Source organism: Alphaproteobacteria bacterium, assembly GCA_017308135.1.
In the GTDB taxonomy this organism is placed as follows: Bacteria; Pseudomonadota; Alphaproteobacteria; order CACIAM-22H2; family CACIAM-22H2; genus Tagaea.
In genome coordinates this window covers 303,913-327,505 of record JAFKFM010000009.1, presented here as the reverse complement: position 1 = coordinate 327,505, position 23,593 = coordinate 303,913, and the positions used below count along the sequence as shown (strand labels likewise).

27 protein-coding genes and 1 other RNA gene are annotated in these 23,593 nt (G+C 65.1%); 10 read left to right on the top strand and 18 right to left on the bottom strand.

Annotation, left to right across the window (positions count from 1 at the left end):
• Positions 1 to 4: 4 nt before the first annotated feature.
• Positions 5 to 328 (bottom strand): 50S ribosomal protein L31, encoded by a 324-nt coding sequence (gene rpmE / locus J0H39_14845; GenBank protein MBN9498030.1) that lies wholly within the window; start codon positions 326 to 328, stop codon positions 5 to 7.
• Positions 329 to 505: 177 nt separating this feature from the next.
• On the opposite strand from rpmE, the gene cyaY reads away from it, so the two are divergent.
• Genes cyaY through J0H39_14830 form a run of 3 tightly spaced genes read left to right on the top strand, consistent with a single transcriptional unit; the run spans position 506 to position 3,701 of the window.
• Complete coding sequence (cyaY, locus tag J0H39_14840) at positions 506 to 832, top strand: iron donor protein CyaY (protein MBN9498029.1); 327 nt, start codon at positions 506 to 508, stop codon at positions 830 to 832.
• A gap of 2 nt (positions 833 to 834) precedes the next feature.
• Positions 835 to 2,637, top strand: a complete 1,803-nt coding sequence (locus J0H39_14835) for an ATP-binding cassette domain-containing protein (GenBank protein MBN9498028.1) — start codon at positions 835 to 837, stop codon at positions 2,635 to 2,637.
• Positions 2,634 to 3,701: a hypothetical protein gene (locus tag J0H39_14830; protein ID MBN9498027.1), complete on the top strand. Its 1,068-nt coding sequence runs from the start codon at positions 2,634 to 2,636 to the stop codon at positions 3,699 to 3,701. Before J0H39_14835 ends, J0H39_14830 begins: the two co-directional genes overlap by 4 nt.
• A gap of 4 nt (positions 3,702 to 3,705) precedes the next feature.
• Here the strand turns inward: J0H39_14830 and J0H39_14825 are convergent, their stop codons facing one another.
• The 8 genes from J0H39_14825 to J0H39_14790 form a co-directional block, all read right to left on the bottom strand.
• On the bottom strand, positions 3,706 to 4,137 hold the full coding sequence (locus tag J0H39_14825) for a CAP domain-containing protein (GenBank protein ID MBN9498026.1): 432 nt from the start codon (positions 4,135 to 4,137) through the stop codon (positions 3,706 to 3,708).
• On the bottom strand, positions 4,137 to 5,267 hold the full coding sequence (locus J0H39_14820) for a peptidoglycan -binding protein (GenBank protein ID MBN9498025.1): 1,131 nt from the start codon (positions 5,265 to 5,267) through the stop codon (positions 4,137 to 4,139). The genes J0H39_14825 and J0H39_14820 overlap by 1 nt, the downstream gene beginning before the upstream one ends.
• Positions 5,267 to 6,412 carry a flagellar motor protein MotA gene (locus tag J0H39_14815; protein ID MBN9498024.1) on the bottom strand — a complete coding sequence of 382 codons (1,146 nt, stop codon included), beginning with the start codon at positions 6,410 to 6,412 and terminating at the stop codon, positions 5,267 to 5,269. The genes J0H39_14820 and J0H39_14815 overlap by 1 nt, the downstream gene beginning before the upstream one ends.
• 44 nt (positions 6,413 to 6,456) lie before the next feature.
• Positions 6,457 to 7,485 carry an OmpA family protein gene (locus J0H39_14810; GenBank protein MBN9498023.1) on the bottom strand — a complete coding sequence of 343 codons (1,029 nt, stop codon included), beginning with the start codon at positions 7,483 to 7,485 and terminating at the stop codon, positions 6,457 to 6,459.
• Between the two features lie 45 nt (positions 7,486 to 7,530).
• A complete protein-coding gene (locus tag J0H39_14805) occupies positions 7,531 to 8,322 on the bottom strand; it encodes an inositol monophosphatase (GenBank protein MBN9498022.1) in 792 nt (263 codons plus the stop codon).
• 42 nt (positions 8,323 to 8,364) lie between these two features.
• Positions 8,365 to 8,931, bottom strand: coding sequence for an elongation factor P (gene efp / locus J0H39_14800; GenBank protein MBN9498021.1), 567 nt, complete (start codon positions 8,929 to 8,931; stop codon positions 8,365 to 8,367).
• Between the two features lie 102 nt (positions 8,932 to 9,033).
• Positions 9,034 to 9,690 carry a thiamine phosphate synthase gene (gene thiE, locus J0H39_14795; protein MBN9498020.1) on the bottom strand — a complete coding sequence of 219 codons (657 nt, stop codon included), beginning with the start codon at positions 9,688 to 9,690 and terminating at the stop codon, positions 9,034 to 9,036.
• 5 nt (positions 9,691 to 9,695) lie between these two features.
• Positions 9,696 to 10,616 (bottom strand): class I fructose-bisphosphate aldolase, encoded by a 921-nt coding sequence (locus J0H39_14790; protein MBN9498019.1) that lies wholly within the window; start codon positions 10,614 to 10,616, stop codon positions 9,696 to 9,698.
• A 122-nt stretch (positions 10,617 to 10,738) separates the two neighbouring features.
• Between J0H39_14790 and J0H39_14785 the strand changes: the two genes are divergently transcribed.
• On the top strand, positions 10,739 to 11,488 hold the full coding sequence (locus J0H39_14785; protein MBN9498018.1) for a creatininase family protein: 750 nt from the start codon (positions 10,739 to 10,741) through the stop codon (positions 11,486 to 11,488).
• Between the two features lie 5 nt (positions 11,489 to 11,493).
• Complete coding sequence (locus J0H39_14780) at positions 11,494 to 12,177, top strand: hypothetical protein (GenBank protein MBN9498017.1); 684 nt, start codon at positions 11,494 to 11,496, stop codon at positions 12,175 to 12,177.
• Here J0H39_14780 and J0H39_14775 read toward each other — a convergent pair.
• The 7 genes from J0H39_14775 to tkt all read right to left on the bottom strand — a co-directional run bounded on the left by J0H39_14775 (position 12,161) and on the right by tkt (position 19,059).
• Complete coding sequence (locus tag J0H39_14775; protein ID MBN9498016.1) at positions 12,161 to 13,183, bottom strand: lysine-2,3-aminomutase-like protein; 1,023 nt, start codon at positions 13,181 to 13,183, stop codon at positions 12,161 to 12,163. The two genes, J0H39_14780 and J0H39_14775, sit on opposite strands and share 17 nt — an antisense overlap.
• Positions 13,183 to 14,292, bottom strand: a complete 1,110-nt coding sequence (gene genX, locus J0H39_14770; GenBank protein MBN9498015.1) for an EF-P lysine aminoacylase GenX — start codon at positions 14,290 to 14,292, stop codon at positions 13,183 to 13,185. The genes J0H39_14775 and genX overlap by 1 nt, the downstream gene beginning before the upstream one ends.
• Positions 14,285 to 14,593 carry a hypothetical protein gene (locus tag J0H39_14765; GenBank protein ID MBN9498014.1) on the bottom strand — a complete coding sequence of 103 codons (309 nt, stop codon included), beginning with the start codon at positions 14,591 to 14,593 and terminating at the stop codon, positions 14,285 to 14,287. Before J0H39_14765 ends, genX begins: the two co-directional genes overlap by 8 nt.
• Before the next feature lie 35 nt (positions 14,594 to 14,628).
• Positions 14,629 to 15,174, bottom strand: a complete 546-nt coding sequence (locus J0H39_14760; GenBank protein ID MBN9498013.1) for a cytochrome b/b6 domain-containing protein — start codon at positions 15,172 to 15,174, stop codon at positions 14,629 to 14,631.
• Between the two features lie 131 nt (positions 15,175 to 15,305).
• Positions 15,306 to 16,316 carry a type I glyceraldehyde-3-phosphate dehydrogenase gene (gene gap, locus J0H39_14755; GenBank protein MBN9498012.1) on the bottom strand — a complete coding sequence of 337 codons (1,011 nt, stop codon included), beginning with the start codon at positions 16,314 to 16,316 and terminating at the stop codon, positions 15,306 to 15,308.
• A 14-nt stretch (positions 16,317 to 16,330) separates the two neighbouring features.
• Complete coding sequence (locus J0H39_14750; protein ID MBN9498011.1) at positions 16,331 to 17,014, bottom strand: HAD-IA family hydrolase; 684 nt, start codon at positions 17,012 to 17,014, stop codon at positions 16,331 to 16,333.
• A gap of 5 nt (positions 17,015 to 17,019) precedes the next feature.
• The gene (gene tkt / locus J0H39_14745) at positions 17,020 to 19,059 is read right to left on the bottom strand and encodes a transketolase (GenBank protein ID MBN9498010.1); all 2,040 of its coding nucleotides are present in this window, start codon (positions 19,057 to 19,059) and stop codon (positions 17,020 to 17,022) included.
• 56 nt (positions 19,060 to 19,115) lie between these two features.
• Between tkt and J0H39_14740 the strand changes: the two genes are divergently transcribed.
• From J0H39_14740 to J0H39_14720, 5 genes are all read left to right on the top strand, one after another.
• Entirely contained in the window at positions 19,116 to 19,499 is a 384-nt protein-coding gene (locus tag J0H39_14740; GenBank protein ID MBN9498009.1) for a hypothetical protein, read from the top strand.
• A 20-nt stretch (positions 19,500 to 19,519) separates the two neighbouring features.
• Positions 19,520 to 20,359 (top strand): cell division protein ZapA, encoded by an 840-nt coding sequence (zapA, locus tag J0H39_14735; GenBank protein MBN9498008.1) that lies wholly within the window; start codon positions 19,520 to 19,522, stop codon positions 20,357 to 20,359.
• A gap of 55 nt (positions 20,360 to 20,414) precedes the next feature.
• Positions 20,415 to 20,571, top strand: a non-coding RNA gene (gene ssrS / locus J0H39_14730) — 6S RNA.
• A gap of 24 nt (positions 20,572 to 20,595) precedes the next feature.
• Complete coding sequence (locus J0H39_14725) at positions 20,596 to 21,225, top strand: 5-formyltetrahydrofolate cyclo-ligase (GenBank protein MBN9498007.1); 630 nt, start codon at positions 20,596 to 20,598, stop codon at positions 21,223 to 21,225.
• Positions 21,222 to 22,031, top strand: a complete 810-nt coding sequence (locus tag J0H39_14720; GenBank protein ID MBN9498006.1) for a YmdB family metallophosphoesterase — start codon at positions 21,222 to 21,224, stop codon at positions 22,029 to 22,031. Before J0H39_14725 ends, J0H39_14720 begins: the two co-directional genes overlap by 4 nt.
• A 13-nt stretch (positions 22,032 to 22,044) precedes the next feature.
• On the opposite strand, the gene J0H39_14715 is transcribed toward J0H39_14720, so the two are convergent.
• The gene (locus tag J0H39_14715) at positions 22,045 to 22,845 is read right to left on the bottom strand and encodes a hypothetical protein (GenBank protein ID MBN9498005.1); all 801 of its coding nucleotides are present in this window, start codon (positions 22,843 to 22,845) and stop codon (positions 22,045 to 22,047) included.
• Between the two features lie 18 nt (positions 22,846 to 22,863).
• On the bottom strand, positions 22,864 to 23,427 hold the full coding sequence (locus J0H39_14710; GenBank protein ID MBN9498004.1) for a hypothetical protein: 564 nt from the start codon (positions 23,425 to 23,427) through the stop codon (positions 22,864 to 22,866).
• Between the last annotated feature and the right edge of the window lie 166 nt (positions 23,428 to 23,593).

Genomic DNA, 23,593 nt, shown 5'->3' with positions numbered 1-23,593 from the left:
AAGCTTACTTCTTCTTCTTCGCTTCGGCCTTGGGGGCCGCAGCGGCGGCGGCCGGGGCCGCTTCCTTCTTCGGCTTGGGCGGCGGGGCGTCGCCCATGGGCTTGGCCTTGACCGCGCCGATGCCGGCGAAGCGCTTGTTGAACTTCGCGACCTGACCGCCCTGGTCCATGATGCGCTGCTGGCCCGTCCAGGCCGGATGCGTCTTCGGATCGATGTCCAGACGCAGCGTCTCGCCGGGCTTGCCGTAGGTCGAGCGCGTCTTGAACGTGGACCCGTCGGTCATGATCACGTTGATTTCGTGGTATTCGGGGTGCACGCCGGGCTTCATGGCCAGCTCCGTAATCCTGTCGAATAAAAGGGCGCCGCAATCAAGGGCGCCCCTTCGCGAGGCGCGGTTTATAGAGGAAACGGCCGGGGGGCGCAAGAAGTCGCATGCGCTATCCTCGACCTTGGGTCCGGCCCGTGCTAAACCCTCGGGCCGAAAAGCATTTTCCGGATATTGTCGATGGACGCCAACGACTTCGATACGGCCGCCGATACCTTGCTGGCCCGATTGCAGACCCGGATCGAGAGCGACCTTGCCGACGCCGATATCGACGCGGAGCTGCGCGGCGGCATCCTGACGGTCGAATTCGACGACGGGCGCCAGTTCGTCATCAACAAACACGGCCCCACGAAACAGATCTGGGTGTCCTCGCCGCTGACCGGGGCGGCGCATTACGCCTGGGACGAAGGCGCCAAGGTTTGGCGCTCGACGCGTTCCGACGCCACGCTCGAAGCCGCCCTCGCCAAGGATTTGGCCGAGGCGAGCGGCCTGAAGGTCGCTTTCTGATCATGGTGGATTCGAAGAACGACCGGGCCCCGTCGCGCGATTTGCGCGTGCTGCGCCGCCTGTTCGGTTTGCTCAAACCCTATCGCGGGTGCGTGGCGCTCGCGGGTATTTCGCTCACCCTCGCGGCCGGCGCGGTGCTGGGGCTTGGCACCGCCTTGCGCTGGCTGGTCGATGCGGGCTTCGCGGCGGGCAACGCCGATCTGCTCGACCATGCGCTGCTCGGGCTGTTCGCCTTCGTGCTGCTGCTGGCGGGGGCGACCTATGCGCGTTCCTATCTCGTCACGTGGCTGGGCGAGCGCGTCACCGCCGATATCCGCCGCCTGGTGTTCGAACGCGCATTGACGCTGTCGCCCGCCTATTACGAAACGACGCGCACGGGCGAGGTCGTCTCGCGCCTGACCGCCGATACCGCGACGGTGCAAACGATCGTCGGCTCCTCCGCGTCGATGGCGCTGCGCAACGTGCTGCTGTTTGCGGGCGGTGTCGCGATGATGGCGATCGCTTCGCCCAAGCTCACGGCCGTGGCGCTGCTGGTGGTGCCGCTAGTCGTCGGCCCGCTGATCTTCTTCGGCCGTAAGGTCCGCGCGCTGAGCCGCGAAAGCCAGGATCGTTTGGGCGATGTCGGTGCGGATATCGAAGAATCGCTCGCCGCGATCCGCACCGTGCAGGCCTTCAACCGCGAACGCGCCGACGGCGAACGCTTCGGTGCCCGCGTCGAGGACGCGTTCGGCGCCAATGTGCGCCGCGCCAAAGCGCGCTCCGCGCTGATCGCGATGGTGATGCTGTGCGTGTTCGGCGCGGTCGGTTTCGTGCTGTGGATCGGCGGGCGCGACGCGATCGCGGGCCAGATCACCGCCGGCCAATTGTCGGCCTTCGTGTTCTACGCCGTCGTCGTCGCGGCGTCGGTCGGCGCCATCAGCGAATTCGCGGCCGATCTGCAACGCGCGGCCGGGGCGTGCGAACGGCTGTTCGAACTCGCCGACGCGATCCCGGAAATCCGCGCACCTTCGTCGCCCGTGGCGATGCCCAAGCCCGCCCAAGGCCGCGTCGAATTCCGCGACGTGACCTTCCGCTACCCGGCGGCACCGGACCGTACGGCGCTGGCGGATTTGTCGTTCAAGGTGGAGCCGGGCGAAACGGTCGCCATCGTCGGCCCGTCGGGGGCGGGCAAGACGACCGTGTTCCAATTGCTGCTGCGTTTCTACGATCCGCAAAGCGGTGCCATCACGATCGACGGCGTGAAGCTCGCCGACGCCGATCCCGCCGATTTGCGCGCGCGTATCGGCTTGGTGGCGCAGGAGCCGACGATCTTCGCCGCCGACGTGCTGGAGAATATCCGCTACGGCAACGGGGCCGCGTCCGACGAAGCGGTGATGAAGGCCGCGCGCGCCGCCCATGTCGACGAATTCGCCGAGCGTTTGCCCGACGGCTGGAAAACCTATCTGGGCGAGCGCGGCGTGCGTTTGTCCGGCGGCCAGCGCCAGCGTATCGCCATCGCGCGCGCGCTTGTGCGCGATCCCGCCGTGCTGTTGCTCGACGAAGCGACCAGCGCGCTCGACGCCGAAAGCGAACGCTACGTGCAAGCCGCGTTCGAATCGCTCGGCAAAGGCCGCACCGTGCTCGTGATCGCGCATCGCCTGGCGACCGTGGCGCGCGCCGACCGCTTGCTGGTGCTCGATCGCGGACGGTTGGTCGCGGCCGGTTCCCATGCCAAACTGATCGCCGAAGGCGGGCTTTACGCGCGCCTCGCCGCCTTGCAGTTCAAGGCGCCCGACGCGCCCGATGTGGAGAATAAGCGCGCATGATCCGCAAGTTCATCCTTCTCGCCGCCTGTCTGGGCACGCTCGCCGCTTGCGGCGGCGGCGATCCGGTTTTGCGCGGGCCGTCGCCCGCCCAATTGCGCGCGGTCGAGCGTTTGTCGGACCAGGATTTCGCCGTCCCCGTGCCGGGCGGCCAGGCGTTGTTGATGCCGGTCTTCGCCGACAAGAAATTGATCGACCCGCATCCGGGCATCGAGCGCGTCGTGATCGGCGTACAAGACCCGGCGCGCAACGCGGGTCTCGAATTCGATCGGCTGACGCGCCTGTTCGCGGATTCGTCGTCGACGATGACGATCGTGCCGCAATTCCTGGCGGCGCAAGACACCGACCGCCATCGCCTCGGTCCCGATTTCGCGCGCTGGACGCTCGACGGCTGGAAGGACGGCGGCAATTCGCGCCCCGCGGCCTTCGCCGATCAAGGCGCGCTTGCCTCGTCGTTCGAAGCGATCGACGCGCTGCTGCTGTTCCTCGCCGACCGGCAAAGCTTTCCCGATCTGAAGCAGGTGGCGCTGGTCGGTTTCGGCCAGACCGCGCGCTTCGTGCAGCTTTACGCCGCGACCGCGCAAGGTCTGGCGGCCCCCCAGCGGGCGGGCATCGCCGTGCGCTTCGTCGTGGCCGCCGCCGACACCTATGTCTATTTCGACGAGGAGCGGCCGTCGCGCGACGATGCGACCGGCTTCGCCGAATTCGACCGCCGCCAATGCAACGCCTTCAACTACTGGCCCTATGGCTTCGTGCTGCCCGCCCCTTACGCGTCGGCGAGCGGCACGTTGCCGCGCGATCAAGCGCGGGTCTATGCGCAGCGCGATGTCGTCTACCTGATCGGCGAACGCGATTCCGAAACGGGCGAGCGCGGCTGCGAAGCGCGCGCGCAAGGCCGCGACCGGGCCGAGCGCTTGACCAATTATCTGCGCTATCTCGCCAAGCTCAATGGCGCGCCGGCCGAAACCCATCGCCGCTTCGCGGCCCCCGGTGTGGGCAACGATCCCGTGGCGCTTTATGCGAGCCCCTGCGGGCGCGCCGCGCTGTCGGGTGCGGATAAGTGCTGAGCATTCAACGCGGGGCCGCTAGCACCAGCGCCCAATAATCCTGCCCGTCGGGGCTGCGAATACGCGCAAGGCCGTGACGCGTGACCTCGGCGTTCAGGAGATTGGCGCGGTGGGGCGGGCTGTCGAGCCAGAGCTTCACCACGATGGCGCCGTCTTGTGTGCCCATCGCCAAATTCTCCGCCGCCGCGCGAAAAGGATAAAGCCCCAGGCGCGCGCGTAGATCGTTGCCTTGCCCATCGCGATGGTCGAGGACGCGGCGCGCGGCGTTGTCTTGCGCGATCTGCGCCGCGATCTGCGTCAGCAGCGCGTCGGGCGACGTCGCGGGCAAGCCCGCCGCGATACGCGCTTGCGCCATCGCCGCTTCGGCCGCGCGTTCGTCGGCAAACGCCAGGACGGGAAACGCCGCGACGATCAGCGCGGCGAGCAGCGCGCGCATTAGCGGTTGGTGAAGCGGATCTCGATGCGCCGGTTGCGCCGCCAGCCGACTTCGTCGTCGCGGTCGTCGATCGGCTGGAATTCGGCCATGCCCGCCGCTTGCAAGCGGTCCGACGGCACGCCGTTGGCCATCAACAGGCGCACGACCGAGATCGACCGCGCGGTGGAGAGTTCCCAATTCGACGGGAATTCGCGGGTCGAAATCGGCCGGCGATCGGTGTGGCCGGTGATCTGCACCACCCAATCGACTTCCTTGGGGATGCGCGGGGCGATCTCCTTGATGACGTTGCCGAGCTGCATGAGCTGACGGCCGCCTTCGCTTTCGATCGTCGCCGAGCCGGGCGCGAACAGGATTTCCGACTGGAACACGAAACGATCGCCGACCACGCGCATGTCGGCGCGGTCGCCCAGCACGGCGCGCAAGCGGCCGTAGAATTCGGAGCGGAAACGCACCAATTCGTCCACGCGGCTGGCGAGCGCCAAATTCAACCGCCTTCCGAGATCGACGATCTGCGCCTGCTGCTCGGAGGTTTTGCGCTCCGAATCCGACAGCAGCGCTTCCAAGCGGCGCAATTGTTCGCGCAATTCGGCGGTCTGGCGGTTGAGCGACGCGACCTGCGCCTGGGCTTCCGCCGACAGGCGCCGATCCTCGGTCGACTGCGTTTCGGCGGTTCGCGCCTGCGCTTCGGCCGACGCCGCGCGCCTCTCCAACGCTTCGCGCATCGCGGCCAAAGCTTCGAGTTCGCGCAATTGCATCTCGATCTTTTCGCGATCGGCCGCCATCGATTGGTTGGCGAGTTCGATCTGCTCGGCCTGGGCGCGGCTGAGATTGCGCAGATTGTCGCGCTCGCCCAACGACGCCGAAAGTTCGTTCTGCAGGCTTTGCAGGCGCGAACGCAGATCGTCGGTCGCGCGTTTTTCCAGCGCCAGCGTCTCGGCCAATTGGGCGAGCTGGGCGGAAGCGCGGCTCAACTGATCGTCGCGCCCGGCGATGATGTCCTTCAGATGGAACTGGAAGACGGTGAACACCATCACGACGAACACGATCGAGATGACCAGCGTCGCCAGCGCGTCGACGAAGCCGGGCCAAACGTCGACCGTGCGGGTCGTGCGGCGGCCGGACCCGCGCATCAGTTGCGCGGCTCTTCGGCCAGCGCCGCGATCGTGCGCGCCAGCAGGCGGATCTCGTTGCGCAGATCCTGGGTCATCTGGGCGCGGCCGGTGGACGCGTCCTCGATCAGGCGATTGAGCGCGATATCCATGTTGCGGATATGGCCGCGCGTCGCGTCGTCCACGCCGCCGCCGCCCGCGTTGCGGGGCGCATCGGCCAAGCGCGTGAGGACGGCGCGCAATTCGACCTGGCCTTCGGCGAGCTTCAGCAGCAATTGCTGCTCGGCCTTCATCTGGTCGGCGAGCTGGCCCAAACGTTCGGCGAGCAGGGCGTTGCCTTGCGCGGCCGTGGCGCGGCCTTCCTCGCCGCGCGCCATCGTGCGCTGCAAGGCTTCGAGATTGTCGGCCGTGGTTTCGAGCAGCGCTTGGATATAGGCGGGCACGGTCGCGTCGCCGCCGTCGCCCGAACCGAGCGCGCCCGAGGACACGCGCGTTTGCGACGCCAGCATTTCCTCGAGCTCGTTATAGAAACGGTTCTGCGCTTGGCCCGCTTGCAGATCGCAGAAGCCGAGCACGATGGAGCTGGCGAGGCCGAACAGCGACGTGCCGAAGGCGGTGCCCATGCCGCCCAACGGCGCTTGCAGCCCGGCCTGGAGTTCCTTGAACAGCGAGCTCGTGTCGGTCGCCGCCGACAGCGTGCCGATCACGCCGCCCACGGCCGCGACGGTCTGCAACAGCCCCCAGAACGTGCCGAGCAGGCCCAAGAAGATCAGCAAGCCCACGAGATAGCGCGACAGGTCGCGGCTTTCGTCGAGGCGCGAGGCGACGGAATCGAGCAGCGAGCGCGTGGCGATCGGCGACAGGCTGAAGCGGCCCGTGCGTTCGCCCAGCATCTTCACCATCGGCGCCAGCAGGCGCGGCGTGGCGCCCGACAACGCTTGGCGCCCGGCGCGGAAACTCTCGATCCAGTCGATTTCGCGGTTCAGGCCGAAGATCTGGCGCAGGTTGAAAACGATGCCCAGCGCCAGCACGCCCATGATCAGGCCGTTGAGCGCCATATGGTGCGAGAAGGCTTCGACGATGCCGTCGAACAGCGCCCATACCACGCCGCCGACCGCGATCAGGAAGATCAGCGTGCGGATCAGGAACCGCGTGGGCCGTGACATCGATCCGTCCATCCCCACGACCTCCTTCGGCTGCGGCTTAAGGCTTAGCGGCGGACGAGCAGGATATCGACGCGGTCCGGCGGACCGTCATTGGTGCGGCCCAAGGCGCGCACATCCATGCGCGTGGCCGCGATTCCCTGCTCGATCAATTGGCCGCGCACGGCCAACGCGCGCGACAGCGACAAGCGCCGCGCTTGACCGCCCTGGTCGTCGCCGCCCGAGGCGAAGGCCTGAATTTGCAGACGTGCCGCGCTATCCGATTTCAGCGTTTCGATCACGGGACCCAGGGCCGCCTTGCCTTGGTCGTTGAGTTCGGGCGAACCGGCCGCGAAGGCGATCGTCGCCAACGCGCCGCCGGTGGCGCGTGCCGCAGGAACGGCGGCGGTTTGCGCGGGCGCCGCCGCCGGGGCTTGCGCGGCCGTGACGGGCGGTGCCGGTGCGGGCGCCGGCGCCGCGACAGGGGCGGGCGCCGGCGCCGCGACAGGGGCGGGCGGCGGCGGGGCGGGTGTGGCGACCGCCGCCGGGGGCGGCGGGGGCGGCGGCGGGGCGACCGCCGCTGCGGGGGCGGCCGGGGCCGGCGGCGTCACGGGAGTCGGGGCGGCGGCCGGGGCCGGTGCCACGGGAACTGGTGCCGTCGAAGCCACGGCGCTGGGCGCCACAGGACTGGGCGGCGGGGGCGGCGTCAGCGGGGCCGAGGCGACCGGCGACGGCGGAACCGGCGGCGGCACGAAAGCGGGCGGGGGCGGCGGGGCCGTGAAGCTGCCGGCCTGCTGGCCCAAACGTGTACCTGTCGGCGTGCCGGCTTGGCGCGCGACGGAAGCGGGCGGCACGGGCTGGCTGGTCGCGGCGGCGCGTGCGGGCGGCGGTGCCACTTGCGCCGGTGTATTTTGGGTAAGCCCGCGCGGCGGGCGCAGCGTGACCGGGCCGGCGGGGGCGGGGCCGCCCAGCTCGTCCAGCACCGTCCAATCGACTTCGACGCTGGGGCGCGCCTGGCGCAGTTGCTGCTGCGCGAACACTTGCGTGCTCGCGAAGAGTGCGAAAGCCGAAACGGCGGTGAGGAGCGGACGCGTCATATCGAGTCCGACCTTAACCTTACGCCACCCGCCCAAGCAACCGCTTCAAGCGGTTTTTCCCGAGCCGCCCAGTTCGCGCAGGAATCCGCGCAACGGATCGAAAAGTTTGGCGTTTCCGGTCACGATATTGCCGGTTTGCATCGGATCGGCCGCGCCGTCCATGTCGCCGACGAAGCCGCCGGCCTCGCGGATCATCAGAATACCTGCGGCGATATCCCATTTGTTCAGGCCGATTTCGAAGAACCCGTCGAATCGGCCCGCCGCGACGTAAGCGAGATCCAGCGCCGCCGCACCCGGCCGGCGCAAACCGGCGGTGCGCGCCATCGTGGCGCCGAGCAGTTTCAGATAATGCTGATGGTCTTCTTCCGTGCCGCGCCCGCGGAACGGAATGCCCGTGCCGATCAGGGACTCGCCCAGATCGCGCCGGCCCGACACGCGCAGGCGCCGGTCGTTGAGATAGGCGCCCTTGCCCTTTTCGGCCCAGTAAAGCTCGTCGACCGCGGGGTTGTAGATCATGCCCGCGAGCAATTCGCCCTTATGCTCGAGCGCCACCGAGATCGCGAAATGCGGAATCCCGTGCAGGAAATTCGTCGTCCCGTCGAGCGGATCGACGATCCAGACATGGTCGCGATCGGTGCCGCGCGTCGAACCCGATTCCTCCATCAGGAAGGAATAGCCCGGGCGCGCCTTCTCGAGCTCGGCCTTCAGCGTGCGCTCGGACGCGTGATCGGCGGTGGAGACGAAATCGCTCGGCCCCTTGACCGAGACCTGGAGATGTTCGACTTCGCCGAAATCGCGGACGAGCTGCTTGCCCGCTTTGCGCACCGCGCGCTCCATCACCGTATAGAGCGCTGACCTGTAGGCTTGGGGCACTGTGGTTTAGTCCTTGGCGCGCTCGACGTAGGCGCGCTCCTTGATGTTCACGACCACGCGTTCGCCGTTGGCGATGAAGGGCGGCACGCCGATCTTCACGCCGTTGTCCAGGACCGCGGGCTTGTAGGACGAAGCGGCCGTCTGGCCCTTCACCACCGCGTCGGCCTCGACGATCGTGCAGATCGTGGTGGTCGGCAATTCGACGCCGACGGGCGAGCCGTCGACGAACTCGACCGAGACGTCCATGTTGTCGGCCAGGAAATCGGCCTGCTCGCCGAACAGATCGCCGCCGACGATCATCTGGTCGTAGCTTTCCTTGTCCATCAGCGTGAACTGGTCGCCGTCGCGGAACAGGAACTGCATCACCTTTTCCTCGACGCGCAGCAGCTCGCAGGTCTCGTCCGACCGGAACTTCATGTTCGACTTGGTGCCGGTCTTGATGTCGCGGATTTCGATCTGGTTGAACGCGCCGCCCTTACCGGGCGACACGATGTTGTGCTTGATGACGCGCCAGATGCGGCCGTCCACTTCGATGACGTTGCCTTGGCGGATGGCGCTGCCGATGATCTTCATGAGCCGAAATCCCGAATCCCGAGAACGAAAGGGCGGCCCCGTCGGCCGCCCCGTAAAATCGCGCGGGAACCTAGCAGCCCGGGCCGCCCCTGGCAATCGAAGCTAAGCGGCGGATTTGACCGCGTTTTCGAACGCCGCGAGGGCGGCTTCGGGCCCGTCTTTGTGATTCCACACCGCGCCGGCGACGGCGAGGAAATCGGCGCCCGCCGCGACCAGGGGCCCGCAATTCTCGGGCGTGATGCCGCCGATGGCCACGCACGGCACGGTCACGAAGCTCGCCCATGCCTCGATCAACGCGACATCCGCGTGGGATTTGGGCGCCGTCTTGGTCGTCGAGGGGAAGAAGGCGCCGAAGGCGACGTAGTCGGCCCCGGCTTCGGCCGCATCGAACGCCAAATCTTTCGAGTCATGGCAGGTCACGCCGACGATGCGGTCGGCGCCGACAAGCGCGCGGGCCTCGGCATAGGGCGTGTCCTCTTGGCCGACATGCACGCCGTCGCAATCGTATTTCGCGGCGAGGTCGGGCCGGTCGTTGAGGATGAAGGCGACGTCGTATCGATGCGCGACCGGCATCAGCGTTTCGATCGCCGCACCGATCTTGGAATCGTCGACATCCTTCAAGCGCAATTGCAGGCTGGCGACGATGCCCGATTTGGCGCCGGCAGCGAGCGTTTTGTCGAGCACAGGCGAAAACGCCGCCGGATCGAGATCCGGCGGCGTGATCAGATAAAGGCGCGATTTGAGTTTCGGGCGCGCCATGTCGTTCAGTCGTTGCTCTTGTAGATCGCGATGATCTTTTCGAGGAGTGCGAGCGCTTCCTCGCGCGGGCGCTGGAACGCGTTGCGCCCGACGATCGAGCCCGAGGCGCCGCCGTCGCGCAGGCCCTTGATCTCGGCCAGCAGCGAAGCTTCATCCTTCGCTTCGCCGCCCGAGAACACGACCAAGCGGCGGCCATCGAACGCCGTCTGCATGATATGGGCGATGCGCTTGTCGAGGGTCGAGCCGTCGATCTTGCGCGCCTCGTAGACCTTCTTGGCTTCCTCTTGCCATAGCACGGCCGACGGCGGCTTCACCTTGATGATGTGCGCACCGGCGAGGGCCGCGAGATGGCAGGCATAGGCGCACACGTCGAACGCCGTTTCGCCCGCCTTGTCGAGCTTGCCGCCGCGCGGATAGCTCCACAGCACAACCGCGAGGCCGACCGACTTGGCTTCGGCCGTCAATTCGCGGATTTCCTCGATCATCTCGTATTGATCTTCCGAGCCCGGATAGATCGTGAAGCCGATGGCCGAGCAGCCCAGGCGCAGCGCGTCCTTGACCGAGCCATGGACCGCCTGGTCCTTGTTGGTCGACAGCGAGTTCGCCGAGTTGACCTTCAGAATGGTCGGGATGGCGCCCGCGAACGTGTCGGCACCCGCTTCGATCATGCCGAGCGGGGCGGCGTAGGCGTTGCAGCCCGCGTCGATCGCCAGCTGGAAATGATAATGCGGATCGTAGGCCGGCGGGTTCGGCGCGAAGGACCGCGCGGGGCCGTGCTCGAAACCCTGATCGACCGGCAGGATCACCATTTTGCCGGTCCCGCCCAGCTTGCCGTGCATCAGGATGCGGGCGAGATTCGCCTTCGTGCCGGGATTGTCGCTTTCGTAATTGGCGAGGATCTTTTTGACCTTCTGGGTGACTTTCACGGATCGACGCTCCTGGATTCGCTGAAGGGGCGGAAAACGGGGTGCTTCTAGCCGCCCGACGCCCCCTTGTCGAGACCCCGGCGGCGGGTCCATAACATGCGGAAACCACGAAGGAATTCCCCATGCTGTTGCATCTTCAAACTTGGCAAGAAGTCGAAGCCTATCTCGCCAAATCCACGGCGATCATCATTCCCATCGGCTCGACCGAGCAGCACGGCCCCAACGGCCTGATCGGCACCGACGCGATCTGCGGCGAAGCCGTGGGCCGCAAACTGGGCGAGACGACGGGCACGCTGGTCGCCCCCACCATCGCCGTGGGCATGGCGCAGCATCATCTCGCGTTTCCCGGCTCGATGACGTTGCGTCCCTCGACGCTGATCGCCGTGGTGAAGGACAATGTCGAAAGCCTCGCGCGCCATGGCTTCACCCATTTCTATTTCGTCAACGGCCATGGCGGGAATGTGGCGCCGTTCTCCTCGGCGTTTTCGGAGCTCTATGCCGAATCCTCGCTGTCGCGGCCGGGCAATCGGCCGCCGATCCGCTGCGTGCTGCGCAACTGGTACGAAACGCCGAAGGTGAAAGCGATTTCGCGCGAGCTTTACGCGGATCAGGAAGGCAGCCACGCCACACCGTCGGAAGTGTCGCTCACCTGGGCGGTCTATCCGCAAACGGTGAAGCACATGAAGATGGAGCCGAAAGTGGCGCCGCGCGGCACGTTCACCGACGCGGCCGATTACCGGCGCAACTTCCCCGACGGGCGCATCGGCTCCAACCCCGATCTCGCCTCGATCGAAGCGGGCCAGCGTTTGTGGGATGCGGCGGTTGCCGACCTCGCCGAAGACCTCGCTTCCTTCGTGAAGCTGAAGGCGTAGCAACGATGGCGTTGCTCGGGTCCGGTGCGCTGGCGATGTGGTGGGACATCGCGCCGGAGATGCGCGCCGAATTCGAGGATTGGCACACGCACGAGCATTTTCCCGAGCGGATGTGTGTCCCCGGCTTCCGGCGCGGGTCGCGCTGGGCCGATGCCGATGGCGGCGAAGGTTTCTTTATTCTCTACGAAATGGAAAGCTACGCCACGCTGACATCGCCCGAATATCGCGCCCATCTCAACGCGCCCACGCCGTGGTCCACGAAGATGATGCCGCATCACCGCAACATGGTGCGCAGCCAATGCCATGTGCTGGAGAGCGTGGGCGGCGCCTTGTCGCGCTTCATGCTGACGGTCCGTTTGTCGCCCGCCGACGAAAGCGCGCTGCGGCCAGCGTTGCGCGATTTCGCCGCGACGATCGCGAATAGGCGCGGCATCGCGTCGGGACATTTGCTGCGCACCGAGACGCCCGCGCTTGCGCAGACGACCGAGCAGAAAATCCGCGGCGGCGATGCGGCCGCCGATTGGATTTTCCTTAGTGCGGGCTATGACCGCGACGCGCTGGAAGACTTGGCGCGGAATGAACTCGGCGAGGCCGCGTTGATCGCTTCGGGCGCCAAGCCGGGCGCGCTGCGCGGGCTCTACACGCTGTCGCACACGAATGCGGCGGCGGAGTTTACGCCGAAGGCTTGAGCGGGCTGATCGGCGCGCCCGTTTCGTCGAACCAGTCGGGGCCGACCGGAATTTTCCCCGCACCGCCGGGGATATCGAGCACGTAAGTCGGTTGCGCGAGACCCGACAGGCGCCCGCGCAATTCCCGCATCAGGCTTTGGCCTTCCGCGAGTGTGGTGCGGAAATGCGACGTGCCCGGCGCGAGATCGCCCTGGTGCAGGTAGTAAGGCTTGATCCGGTTTTTGGTCAGCGCGCGAAAAAGTTCGTCCAGCGTGTCGGCGCTGTCGTTGACGCCCTTCAGCAGCACGGTTTGGCCGATCAGCGGAATCCCTGCATCGGCAAGCCTCGCGCAAGCCGTCAGCGCCTCCGGCGTCAGCTCACGCGCGTGATTCACATGAACGGCGACCCATAGCGTCTTGCCCGCTTTCAACGCGGCGACGAGATCGTTGGTGACGCGCGACGGATCGGCGACGGGGATGCGCGTATGCACGCGCAGCCAATCGAGATGATCGATGGCGGAAAGCCGTTCGACCAGATCGCGCAGGCGGCGCGCCGACAGCACCAGCGGATCGCCGCCGGTCAGGATCGCTTCGCGGATCGCGGGCGTGGCCGCGATATAGGCGACGGCGGCGTCGAGCTCTTCCTTGTCCAGCGCGGCACCGCCGGGCCCGACCATTTCGCGGCGGAAGCAGAAGCGGCAATAGACCGCGCAAGCATGCGTGGGCTTCAGCAGCACGCGATCGGGATAGCGATGGACGATGCCTTTGACCGGCGAATGCGTCTCGTCGCCGATGGGATCGACGCGCTCTTCGTCGGTCGTGATCGTCTCGCGTGCATCGGGCACGTATTGGCGCGCGATGGGATCGGCGACGTCCGCGCGGTCGATCAAATCCATCACGTCCGGCGTGATGGCGATCGCGTAGCGTTCGGCGACGCGTTCGATATCGGCGCGCGCTTCGGGCGCGATCAGTTTCTCGGCCGCCAGGGCGGCGGCGTCGCGCAAAACCGGGCGGCGATTGCCGTCCATTACGGCGCCCCCGGATCTTCGAAGCCGGCGAGGGCGACCGGCGCCCAGATCACGTCTTCGATATGCGTGGCCCCCGCCATCAACATGACGAGGCGATCGAAGCCGAGCGCGATGCCCGCCGATTCCGGCAAGCCATGCGTCAACGCCGCCATGAATTCTTCGTCGATCGGATAGCGCTCGCGATAGAGCTGCATCTTCAACGCCTGATCGGCTTCGAAACGCGCGCGCTGTTCGGCGGCGTCGGTGAGTTCCCCGAACGCATTGGCGAGTTCCAAGCCGCAGATATAAAGCTCGAAGCGTTCGGCAAGCCGCGGATCGCCCGGTTTGGGCCGCGACAACGCGGCCATGTGAACGGGGTAATCGTAAAGGATCGTCGGCCGGTCGCTGCCCAGGCGCCCTTCGATATGTTCGAAGAACAGCCGGAAGAAGAAGTCGTCCCAGCGGTCGCCCGTATGCGGCACCAACTTCAAGGGCCGTGCGGCGGCGGCGAGGCGATCCAGCGCCTTGGCTTCGCCGGCGGGATCGGAAGCGTCGGGCGTGCAGGCCAGAAGATCGAAGCCGCAATAGCGCGCGAAGGCTTCGGCGACGCTCAAGCGCTCGAACGGGCTCGTCGGGTTGCAGAACTTGCCGCCCCAGGCGACGCGCTCCACGTTGCACGCTTGCGCCACACCGCGAATCAGCTTTTCGCAATCGGCCATCAAATCGGTGTAGCTCGCCCCCACGCGATACCATTCCAGCATCGAGAATTCGGGATGATGCGTCGCCGAGCGTTCGGAATTGCGATAGCAGCGTGCGAGCTGCCAGATTTTCGGCACGCCCGCCGCCAGCAGCTTCTTCATCGCGAATTCGGGGCTGGTGTGCAGGTAAAGCCGTCGCGCGAGCCGCACACCGGGATCGCGCAGCACGGTTTGGAACGCCATCAGATGCGGCTCCAAGCCGGGCGAGACCTGCAAGGCAGGCGTTTCGACCTCGTCGAACTCGGCCGCTTCGAAAAACGCGCGCGTCGCGCGCAGCGCCTTCTGCCGCACGGCGAGATTTTCGCGTTTGCGCGCGAAGCGATCGGGCCGCCACCAGGGAATGGCGGCGACGGGCGGCAACCCGTCAGCCATGGGCGATCCGCAATCCCAAGGCTTCGAGCTTGGCGCGCTGTTCTTGCGTGCCGTCGAAGCCGATATCGGCGAGCCCCATGCGCTGCGCGGCGAGCGCGAGGCCGGCGGAATTGCCGCAATCGGCGCGCATATGGTCGAGCGTTTCGGGAAATTCGTCTTTCAGGATTCGCGCGATCTCGGCAAGCCAGGCCGGGCCGCCGCCGCCGATCTCGGCTTCCAGCACGGCACGCGCGCCGGCCGCTTTCGCGGCGGTCAGGGCGCGGCGCGCGTCGTCCAGGCCTTCGATCCGGATCGGTTCCATGGCCGGAACCTATTCCGGATTTCCCGTGGGAGCAATCAGGCGCCGGCGAGCATCCGGCGCAAGGTGTTGTCGCGCAGTACGTAGTGGTGCAGCAGGGCCGCTGCCGCGTGCAACGCCGCCAAAATCAGCAGTGCGTTGGCGAACAGCTCGTGCACTTCCTTGGTCGAGCGCGAAAAGGCCCGATCACGAAGCCAGGGCGATGCGATGTCCCACAGCCCGAACAGGCTGAGCGTCTCACCGCGCGCGAACAGCGTGACGATCCCGGCGACGGGGGCCGCGACCAGCAGCGCGTACAGTGCGATATGGCCGGCCTTGGCGGCGTAGCCGAGCCACGGATCGAACGCGGAAGGCTCGGCCGGCGGCGGCGGGTCGAGATAACGCCACGCCAGGCGCACGGCCAGCAGCGCCAGTGCGGCGAGCCCCGCTTCGATATGGGCGAAGACGACCGCCGCTTCGGCCGATTTGCCGAATGCGTCGTCCATTTGGCCGCCGCTCCACGCGATGATGACGGCGGCGGCACTCGCCCAATGCACGAAGCGCGCGAGCGCGCCGTAGCTTTCGGTCGAGTTGCGAATATTCATGTCGAGCCCCTCTCTCCCGCGCGATATGCGCGCGAAGCGGGGCGTCAACAAGGCGACGAAACGCCGCGTAACGAAAAGGGCCGATCTCTTGCGATACCGGCCCCGTTCGATCCCGCGAATGTTTCGCGTTATCAGATCAGCTTGGCCATCAACGCGGCCGTGTCCGACATGCGATTCGAGAAGCCCCACTCGTTGTCGTACCAGCTGAGCACGCGCACGAGATTGCCGTCGATCACCTGCGTCTGCTTGAGGTCGATCGTCGAGCTTGCCGGGTTGTGGTTGAAGTCGCTCGACACGAGTTCTTCGTCGGTCGTCTCCAGAATGCCTTTGAGCGAACCGGACGCGGCGGCGGCGAGCATCGCCTTGTTGATTTCGTCGACCGTCGTGTTGCGCTTGGCGACGAATTTGAAGTCGATCATCGACACGTTCGGCGTGGGCACGCGGATCGACGTGCCGTCGAGCTTGCCGGCGAGTTCGGGCAGCACCAGGCCCACGGCCTTGGCGGCTCCCGTCGAGGTCGGGATCATCGACAAAGCGGCCGCGCGCGCCCGGCGCAAATCCTTGTGCAGCGTATCGACGGTCGACTGGTCGCCCGTATAGGCGTGGATCGTCGTCATATAGCCCTTCTCGATGCCGACGGCTTCGTGGGCGACCTTGGCGACGGGCGCGAGGCAGTTGGTCGTGCAGCTCGCGTTCGAGACGACGATATGATCCTTCGTCAGCTTCGCGTGGTTGACGCCGTAGACGACCGTCAGGTCGACGCCGTCGGCGGGGGCGGAGACGAGCACGCGCTTGGCGCCCGCTTCGAGGTGCTTGGCCGCCTGTTCGCGCTTCGTGAAGATTCCGGTGCATTCCATCACGATGTCCACACCCAGTTCCTTCCAGGGGAGCTTGGCGGGATCGCGCTCGGCCGTGACCTTGATCTTGCCCGAACCGATATCCATCCAATCGTCGCCGGTCGAGACGGGCTTGGGGAACAAGCCATGCACCGAATCGTGCTTCAGCAGATGGGCGTTCGACTTCACGGGGCCCAGATCGTTGATGCCCACGACCTGAAGATCGCTGCGCCCCGCTTCGGCGAGGGCGCGCAGGACGAGGCGCCCGATGCGCCCGAAACCGTTGATCGCGACTTTGGCGGCCATGTGTCGTTTCTCCTTCACGCTGCTTTCGTTGTTGGGGCCGAGCCGTACTCGGCCTGGAGACGCGCGATCAGCCAGGGATCGGCGAAATGGGGAACCGCACCGACGGCACCTTCCGCCATCAGCACGTCCTTGGAAAGCCCGGTCGTCATGCCGACCGTGTCGATGCCGGCGGCGGCCGCGGATTTGACGCCGGAGCGCGAATCCTCGAACGCCATCGCTTGGCCGGGCGCTGCACCAAAGCGTTCCAGCGCGGTCGCGTAGGGCAAGGGATCGGGCTTGCCGCGCGGAAGTTCATCACCGATCACGACGAACGCCATGCGCCTGTCGAGCTTCAGCGCCTTCAGCGTCATCTCGGCATTCGCGCGCGGCGCGTTGGTGACGGCGGCGAATTTGATGCGCTTGGCTTCGGCCCAATCGATCAGTGCCATCAAACCGGTCGCCGGCACGATCGACGTCGCCGCCAATTCGCGGAACAACGCTTCCTTCGCGTCGGAAAACGCGCGGCGTGCCGGGATATCCGCTTCCGGCATCATCCAGGCCATGATGTTCTCGTTCGTATGGCCCATCACGCGCGACATATAGGTCGCGTGATCGATCGTCTTGCCGTGCCCGGCGAGCAGGCGCCGATACGCTTCGAAGTGAAGCGCATCGGTGTCGGCGAGCGTGCCGTCGATATCGAACAGCAGGACGTCGCGCATCTGCCTTACAGCGCTTTTTTCGCGGCTTCGGCGACGGCTTCGGCGGTGATACCGAAATGCTTGTAGAGGTCGGGGGCCGGGGCCGAAGCGCCGAAGCCCTTCATGCCCACGAAGGCGCCCTTGCCGTCGATGTACTTCTCCCAGCCGAATTCGATCGCCGCTTCCACGACGATGCGGGGTACCCGCGACGGGCCCATCACCGTTTTGCGGTACTTGGCCGTTTGCATGTCGAAGGCTTGCGAGCACGGCATCGAGACGACGGCGGCGCGGATCCCTTCGGCGGCGAGCAGCTTGCGCGCCTCGACCGCGATGGCGACTTCGGAGCCGGTGGCGATCAACGTGGCTTGGCGTTCCCCGCCTTCGGCTTCGAGCAGCACATAGCCGCCCTTGGCGGACAGGTTCTCGGGGAAATTCTCGGTGCGCAATGTCGGCAGATTCTGGCGGGTGAGCGCCAGCACGCTGGGTCCGTCGGTGCGCGCGAGCGCCATCTGCCAGGCTTCCAGCGTTTCGACCGCATCGGCCGGGCGCAGCGTCCACAGATTGGGGATCGCGCGCAGCGAGGCGAGCGTTTCCACCGGCTGGTGCGTCGGCCCATCTTCGCCCAAGCCGATCGAGTCATGGGTGAAGACGTAGACCACGCGCTGCTGCATCAGCGCCGACAGGCGGATCGACGGGCGGCAGTAATCCGCGAAGACCAGGAACGTGCCGCCGTAAGGGATCAAACCCTTATGCAGCGCGATGCCGTTCATCGCCGCGGCCATGCCGTGCTCGCGCACGCCGTAATGGATATAAGCACCGCCGAACGCGCCCGGCTTCACCGGGGCTTGCGCCTTCGCCTTGGTGTTGTTCGAACCGGTGAGGTCGGCGGAACCGCCCGCGAGTTCGGGCACGGCGGCGAACAGAACGTCCAGCGCGTTCTGCGACGCGACGCGCGTGGCGATCGACGGCTTGTCGGACGACAGCTTCGCCTTGTATGCGGCGCAAGCGTCGAGCCAGCCCTTGGGCAGCTTGCCTTCCGACGTGCGGCGGAATTCCGCGCGCTTCTCGGCGTCGAGCTTGCCCAGGCGGCGTTCCCACGCGGCGCGCGTGGCCGCCCCCTTGGCGCCGTAGCCGCGCCACGTGTCGAGGATGTCGGCCGGAATTTCGAAGGGCGCATGTTCCCAGCCCAGACGCTTGCGCGTCTCGGCGATTTCGCCAGCCCCCAGCGGCGAACCGTGGCTCGCGGCCGTACCCGCCTTCGTCGGCGCGCCGTAGCCGATCGTCGTCTTGCAGGCGATCAGCGTGGGCTTGTCCGACGACTTCGCCTGCGTGATCGCGGCGTCGATCGCGGCGGGATCGTGCCCGTCGATCGCGATGGCGTTCCAGCCGCAGGCTTGGAAGCGCGCGACTTGATCGTCGCCGACCGACAGATTGGTCGGGCCGTCGATCGAGATTTCGTTGTCGTCCCACAGCACGATCAACTTGGCGAGCTTGAGATGCCCCGCCATCGAGATCGCCTCGTGGCTGACACCTTCCATCAAGCAGCCGTCGCCGGCGATCACATAGGTGTAGTGATCGACGACATTGTCGCCATAGCGCGCGGCGAGCATGCGCTCGGCCAGCGCCATGCCGACGGCGGTGGCCAGGCCCTGGCCCAGCGGACCGGTGGTCGTTTCCACACCCGGGGCGTGGCCGTATTCGGGATGGCCCGCGGTGATCGAGCCGAGCTGGCGGAAATTCTTGATCTGCTCGATCGTCATTTCCGGATAGCCGGTCAGATAGAGCAGCGAATAGAGCAGCATCGAGCCGTGGCCGGCCGACAGCACGAAGCGGTCGCGATCGGGCCATTCCGGCGCGCTCGGATCGAATTTCAGATGGTTGGCGTAAAGCACCGTCGCCACATCGGCCATGCCCATCGGCATGCCGGGATGGCCGGACTTGGCCTTTTCCACCGCGTCCATCGACAGCGCGCGGATCGCATTGGCGAGGCGCCGATGCTCGGGCGACTGCTTGTCCGAGAGGGGCTTGGGGGCGGAGACGGGAAGGGGTTCGGTGACGGCGCTCATATCCCTACGGCTTCTGAAGACTCGGTTGCGCGCGAAATCGCGAAAACGCGCGGAACATGACGCCCGATCCGCCCCCGGTCAACCCTGGGGAACGGAACGGAATCGTCCTTGATTCACAAGGGCCTTGGCACGACTCGCCCGAGTCGTTTACGATTCGTCAATCCATTTCACCCGCTCGCGAGTACCGCCACAAGATGTCGACTCCAACACCCGTTGAACGCCTGAACGCCGCCGTCCAGCGTCTCGAAGCCGCCTTGGAGGCGCGCGACAAGACCGAAACCGTCCTGAAGGGCGAAATCGACGCGGCCGTGAAGCGGGCGGAGAAGGCGGAAGCCGAACTCGCGACCCTGAAAACCGACTACGCCGCGCTCTCGGCGATCGCCGACCAAGTCGAAAAGCGTCTCGACAAGGCGATCGAACGCCTCAAGAGCGCGGTCTAACGAGCGAAGGAACGCCACGCATGGGTCAGATCCTCGTCAAGGTCAACGGCCGCGACTATCCCATCGCTTGCGATGACGGCGGCGAAGATCGCGTGCGCGCGATCGGCGCCTATGTCGACGAGAAAGTGCGCGAGATGGTGGGTATGGTGGGCCAAGCGGGCGATGCGCGCCTGATGCTGCTCGCCGCGCTCAATCTCGGCGACGAACTCGCCAACGCCTATGACGAGATCGAGCGCATGCGCGCGGCACCGCCGCGCGAAGTGATCGATCCCGCCTTGGTCGCCGCCAACGAAGCGGCGTTGCGCGACAAGGCGGAAGCGCAAGCCTTGGCCGCGCGCGAGATGGAAGCGGCGGAAGTCGCACGGCGCGACGCCAAGCTCGCCGACAACGCGCGCGCGCGTTCGGAAGCGGCGGCGCAAGCCTGGATCAGCAAATGCGAGGAACTCGCCAAGCGCCTCGCCGAGTTCGAGGCGATCGCCGGGGCCGCGCAAAGCGAAACGGCGCTGGCCAATCAGCGCGCGACCGCGTTGCAGGCGGAAACCGATGCGGCGACGCAAGAAGCCGCTGCGTCCGATTCCAAAGCGGCCGATGCGCTGGCGCGCATCGAAAAGCTCGAAGCCGAACTCGCCGCGTCGAAGGCGCGGCTTGCCGATCTCGAGCCCAAGCTCGTGAAGGCCGAACGCCGTGCACTCGAAGCCGAAGCGCAAGCGACGGCGTCGACCGTGCGTGCGGGCGAACTCGGCCGGCGCCTGGACGAGTTCCGCACGCGCTCGGACGAGGAATATCGCCAGCGCGAATTGCTCTCGCCGCTGCTCGCGCGCATCGAACGCCTCGCCGAACACGCCAACCACGCGGCGTAGAATTCTCGTCCCTCGGGTTGCCGTGACGGGTTGAAGCGCCTACATTGCCCCTCGGACGGAGCTGCGGGGCAGGTCAGGTAGCATTATCCCCGGGGCCGATACTCACTCCTTGGGAACTGTCCCTATTGGTGCCCTGGCATCAGTACACGGTGCCCACCTGCTGTAAGCGGGTCCTGGAGGAAAGCAAAGCCAACGGCTTCTGCGGCTCCGTCCACCCTCTCCAATATGGACGCGTGATGGCCGTATCGCCCTCCCACGAGGAAATCGACGAGGAAAAGACCGCGTTGCGCGTGATCGCGCGCGAACGGCGCGAGGAATTCCATGCCCGCGAAGGCATCGGTGCGGCGTTGCGCGTGCGCGACCGTTTCTTGGCGCGTGTGCCCATCGCCCCGCACGCCATCGTCTCGGCCTATTGGCCGTTCGGCGCCGAACTCGACCCGCGCCCGCTGATGGAGGCGTTGCATCGGCGCGGCCATTCTTTGGCGTTGCCGGTCGCCGAGCGGCGCGGCACGCCGCTCATCTTCCGCCGCTGGAAGCCGGGCGATCAAATGTCGCAGCATCGCTTCGGCATGTCGGAGCCGTTGAACGACAGTCCGCGCGTCGATCCCGACGTGATGCTGATTCCGTTGATCGCGTTCGACGGGCAAGGCAACCGCCTGGGCTATGGCGGCGGGTTCTACGACCGCACGCTGACCGTCCAGCGCAAGATCAAGAAGACGCTCGCGGTGGGCGTGGCCTACGAGGTGCAACGCGTGGAACGCATTCCGGTCGATATCCACGACCAAAAGCTCGACTGGATCGTGACCGAAGCGATGGCATTGGAAACGCGCACGGGCGCCAAGAAGAACTGGTGGTGGCCGTGGTGAAGTTGTTGTTCTTGGGCGACATCATCGGCCGGTCGGGCCGGGAAGCGGTTCAAAAACATCTGCCGGGTTTGCGCTCCTCGCTGGGGCTCGATTTCGTCGTCGCGAACGGCGAGAACGCGGCCGGCGGTTTCGGCATCACCGACAAGATCGCCGCCGAGCTTTACGCGGCGGGCGTCGATTGCATCACCACCGGCAATCACGTTTGGGATCAGCGCGAACTGATCCTGACCATCGATCGCGATCCCAAATTGCTGCGGCCGCTCAACTTCCCCAAGGGCACGCCCGGCAAAGGCGTGGGCGTCTATCGCCTGAAGAACGGTGCGAATATCGTCGTCGCCAATCTGATGACGCGCTTGTTCATGGACCCGCTCGACGATCCGTTTGCGGCCCTCGAAACGTTGCTCGGCCAGCATCGCTTGGGCGGTGGGACGGCTGCAATCCTGATCGATCTGCACGGCGAAGCGACCAGCGAGAAAATGGCGCTGGGCCATTTGTCGGATGGGCGCGCGTCGCTGATCGTCGGCTCGCATTCCCATGTGCCGACGGCCGACGCGCAGATTTTCCCCGGCGGGACCGGCTATCAGACCGATGCGGGGATGTGCGGCGATTACGATTCCGTCATCGGCATGAAGAAGGAACCGGCGATCGCGCGCTTCGTGCGCAAAATGCCGGGCGAGCGCCTGACCCCGGCCGAGGGCGAGGGCACGATGTGCGGCATCTACGCCGAAATCGGCGCGAACGGCCTGTGCACGCGCATCCATCCCGTGCGCGCGGGCGGCCGGCTCATTCCGGCGCTGCCGAGCTAACAATAGCAGTAAATTATTTTATTAGTTGAAAAGTAATTCTTTTTGTTAAATCCCAGAATAAGCCAACATCGTCTACATTGATCGATACCCCGTGGCTTAGTTCTTTCTCTGGATGAATATAATTTCTGTAGTCACGTAGGACTGAAGCGACATCTTTACCGGGCTTCGATATCCATCCGATCTCTCCAGCGACTTCGATATAATCCCTAAGCGTCCATTGCCATAAAGGCAATGTGCTGCCTTTCGCCGCATCCTTCGGGGCTTTGCTTGCAGTGAAAATCAGCTTTTTGTCTTGAAGCTGATTTACCTTGGCTAGGAATAGTGTTTCCAAAAAGCCGCCCATCATCACCGTGGCGGCTAAGTAGGCTTCTGCCGAGATGCACTTCTGGCACTCATTCCATCTTTTTTGCAAGATGGCCTGCATTTGATCAGATGGCGCGAGCGCCATAAAATTTGGAGCTGCATCCGTTGACGCAAGCGCTTTAGGCCGAACACCTAAAGTGGCGGTTCTGATCTCCGCTAGGGCGTTTTTTGCTTCTTCTAAAGCTGATACATATGTGTTTCTTGACGATGATCGTGCAGTGGCGCGTGTAATTTTTGCGAATGAATCATCAACTTTGGCCAGTAATGATTTATCCGTTAATGCTTCCTCAATTTCCGGCCGAAACGTCCTATGCCAAGCGTGACAAAGAGACATCAAATAATCGATCTCGTCCGTATTTCGTACTTGAGGAGACTTTGCGGCAGAAGTCCGTCGTTTTCCTGCGCTGACAAGAGAAAATGCTTTGTCTGCGGCAGCGAATTCCGGTGACACATTCAGCTCCCGACAAATCTAATTCTTTTTGCTTCGGGGCTTGGGTTTTGTATTCCTTTTTGGAGTACGGTCGGCAGAGTTTGGCAGTGTCATGGCAACTAGGTTCTCTCCAACGGTGTTGATTTTGAACTCACCGCGAGACACAGAATCTAGATAGCCCTGTTTTTTTGCATTGTTGAGAGTTTGCTTCGGACTTTTTAGACGCTCTCTGCCGCAGAGTCGCGTCGCCTCTTGAAGCAGAGTAGGAGTAATTGCGTTCTTACGATCACTCATGATCGCTTCAAATTGGTAGAAGTACGCTACGACCGTAGCAAACTGAATGTCCGATTTTGGAGCTTTTGACTCAACGAAAGACCGGATGTTTGTGCTGCTAGCAGACCGAGCCGCTTGATGCGTTGGTGCAATATGTTGCTGATCCACTGCCGTAGTGGTCGAAGTCACTTGGAGATCTAGCTGCGAAGGAGGGAGTTCTAAACTTTCTGCTACCCAGCGGAGGATGCGCGTGCGCCGGGCATCATCAATTTTTTCGAGCAATGATGAAATGTTCTTTGCAATATCAAAATCCGAGTTTGCGTCAGGCATACCGTCCTCCCGTTGATCTATCCTTCATTAGGTAAGCCGTCTTTTTCGCGCCGCGAATCTGCCGATTTCTATTATCTACTTCAGTGTACATTCAAAATATTATCAATTTAACTTACTTTTTTGGTGAATGAAGTTGTAGGCAAGGTCGGCTTGTGTGTGCTTCGTT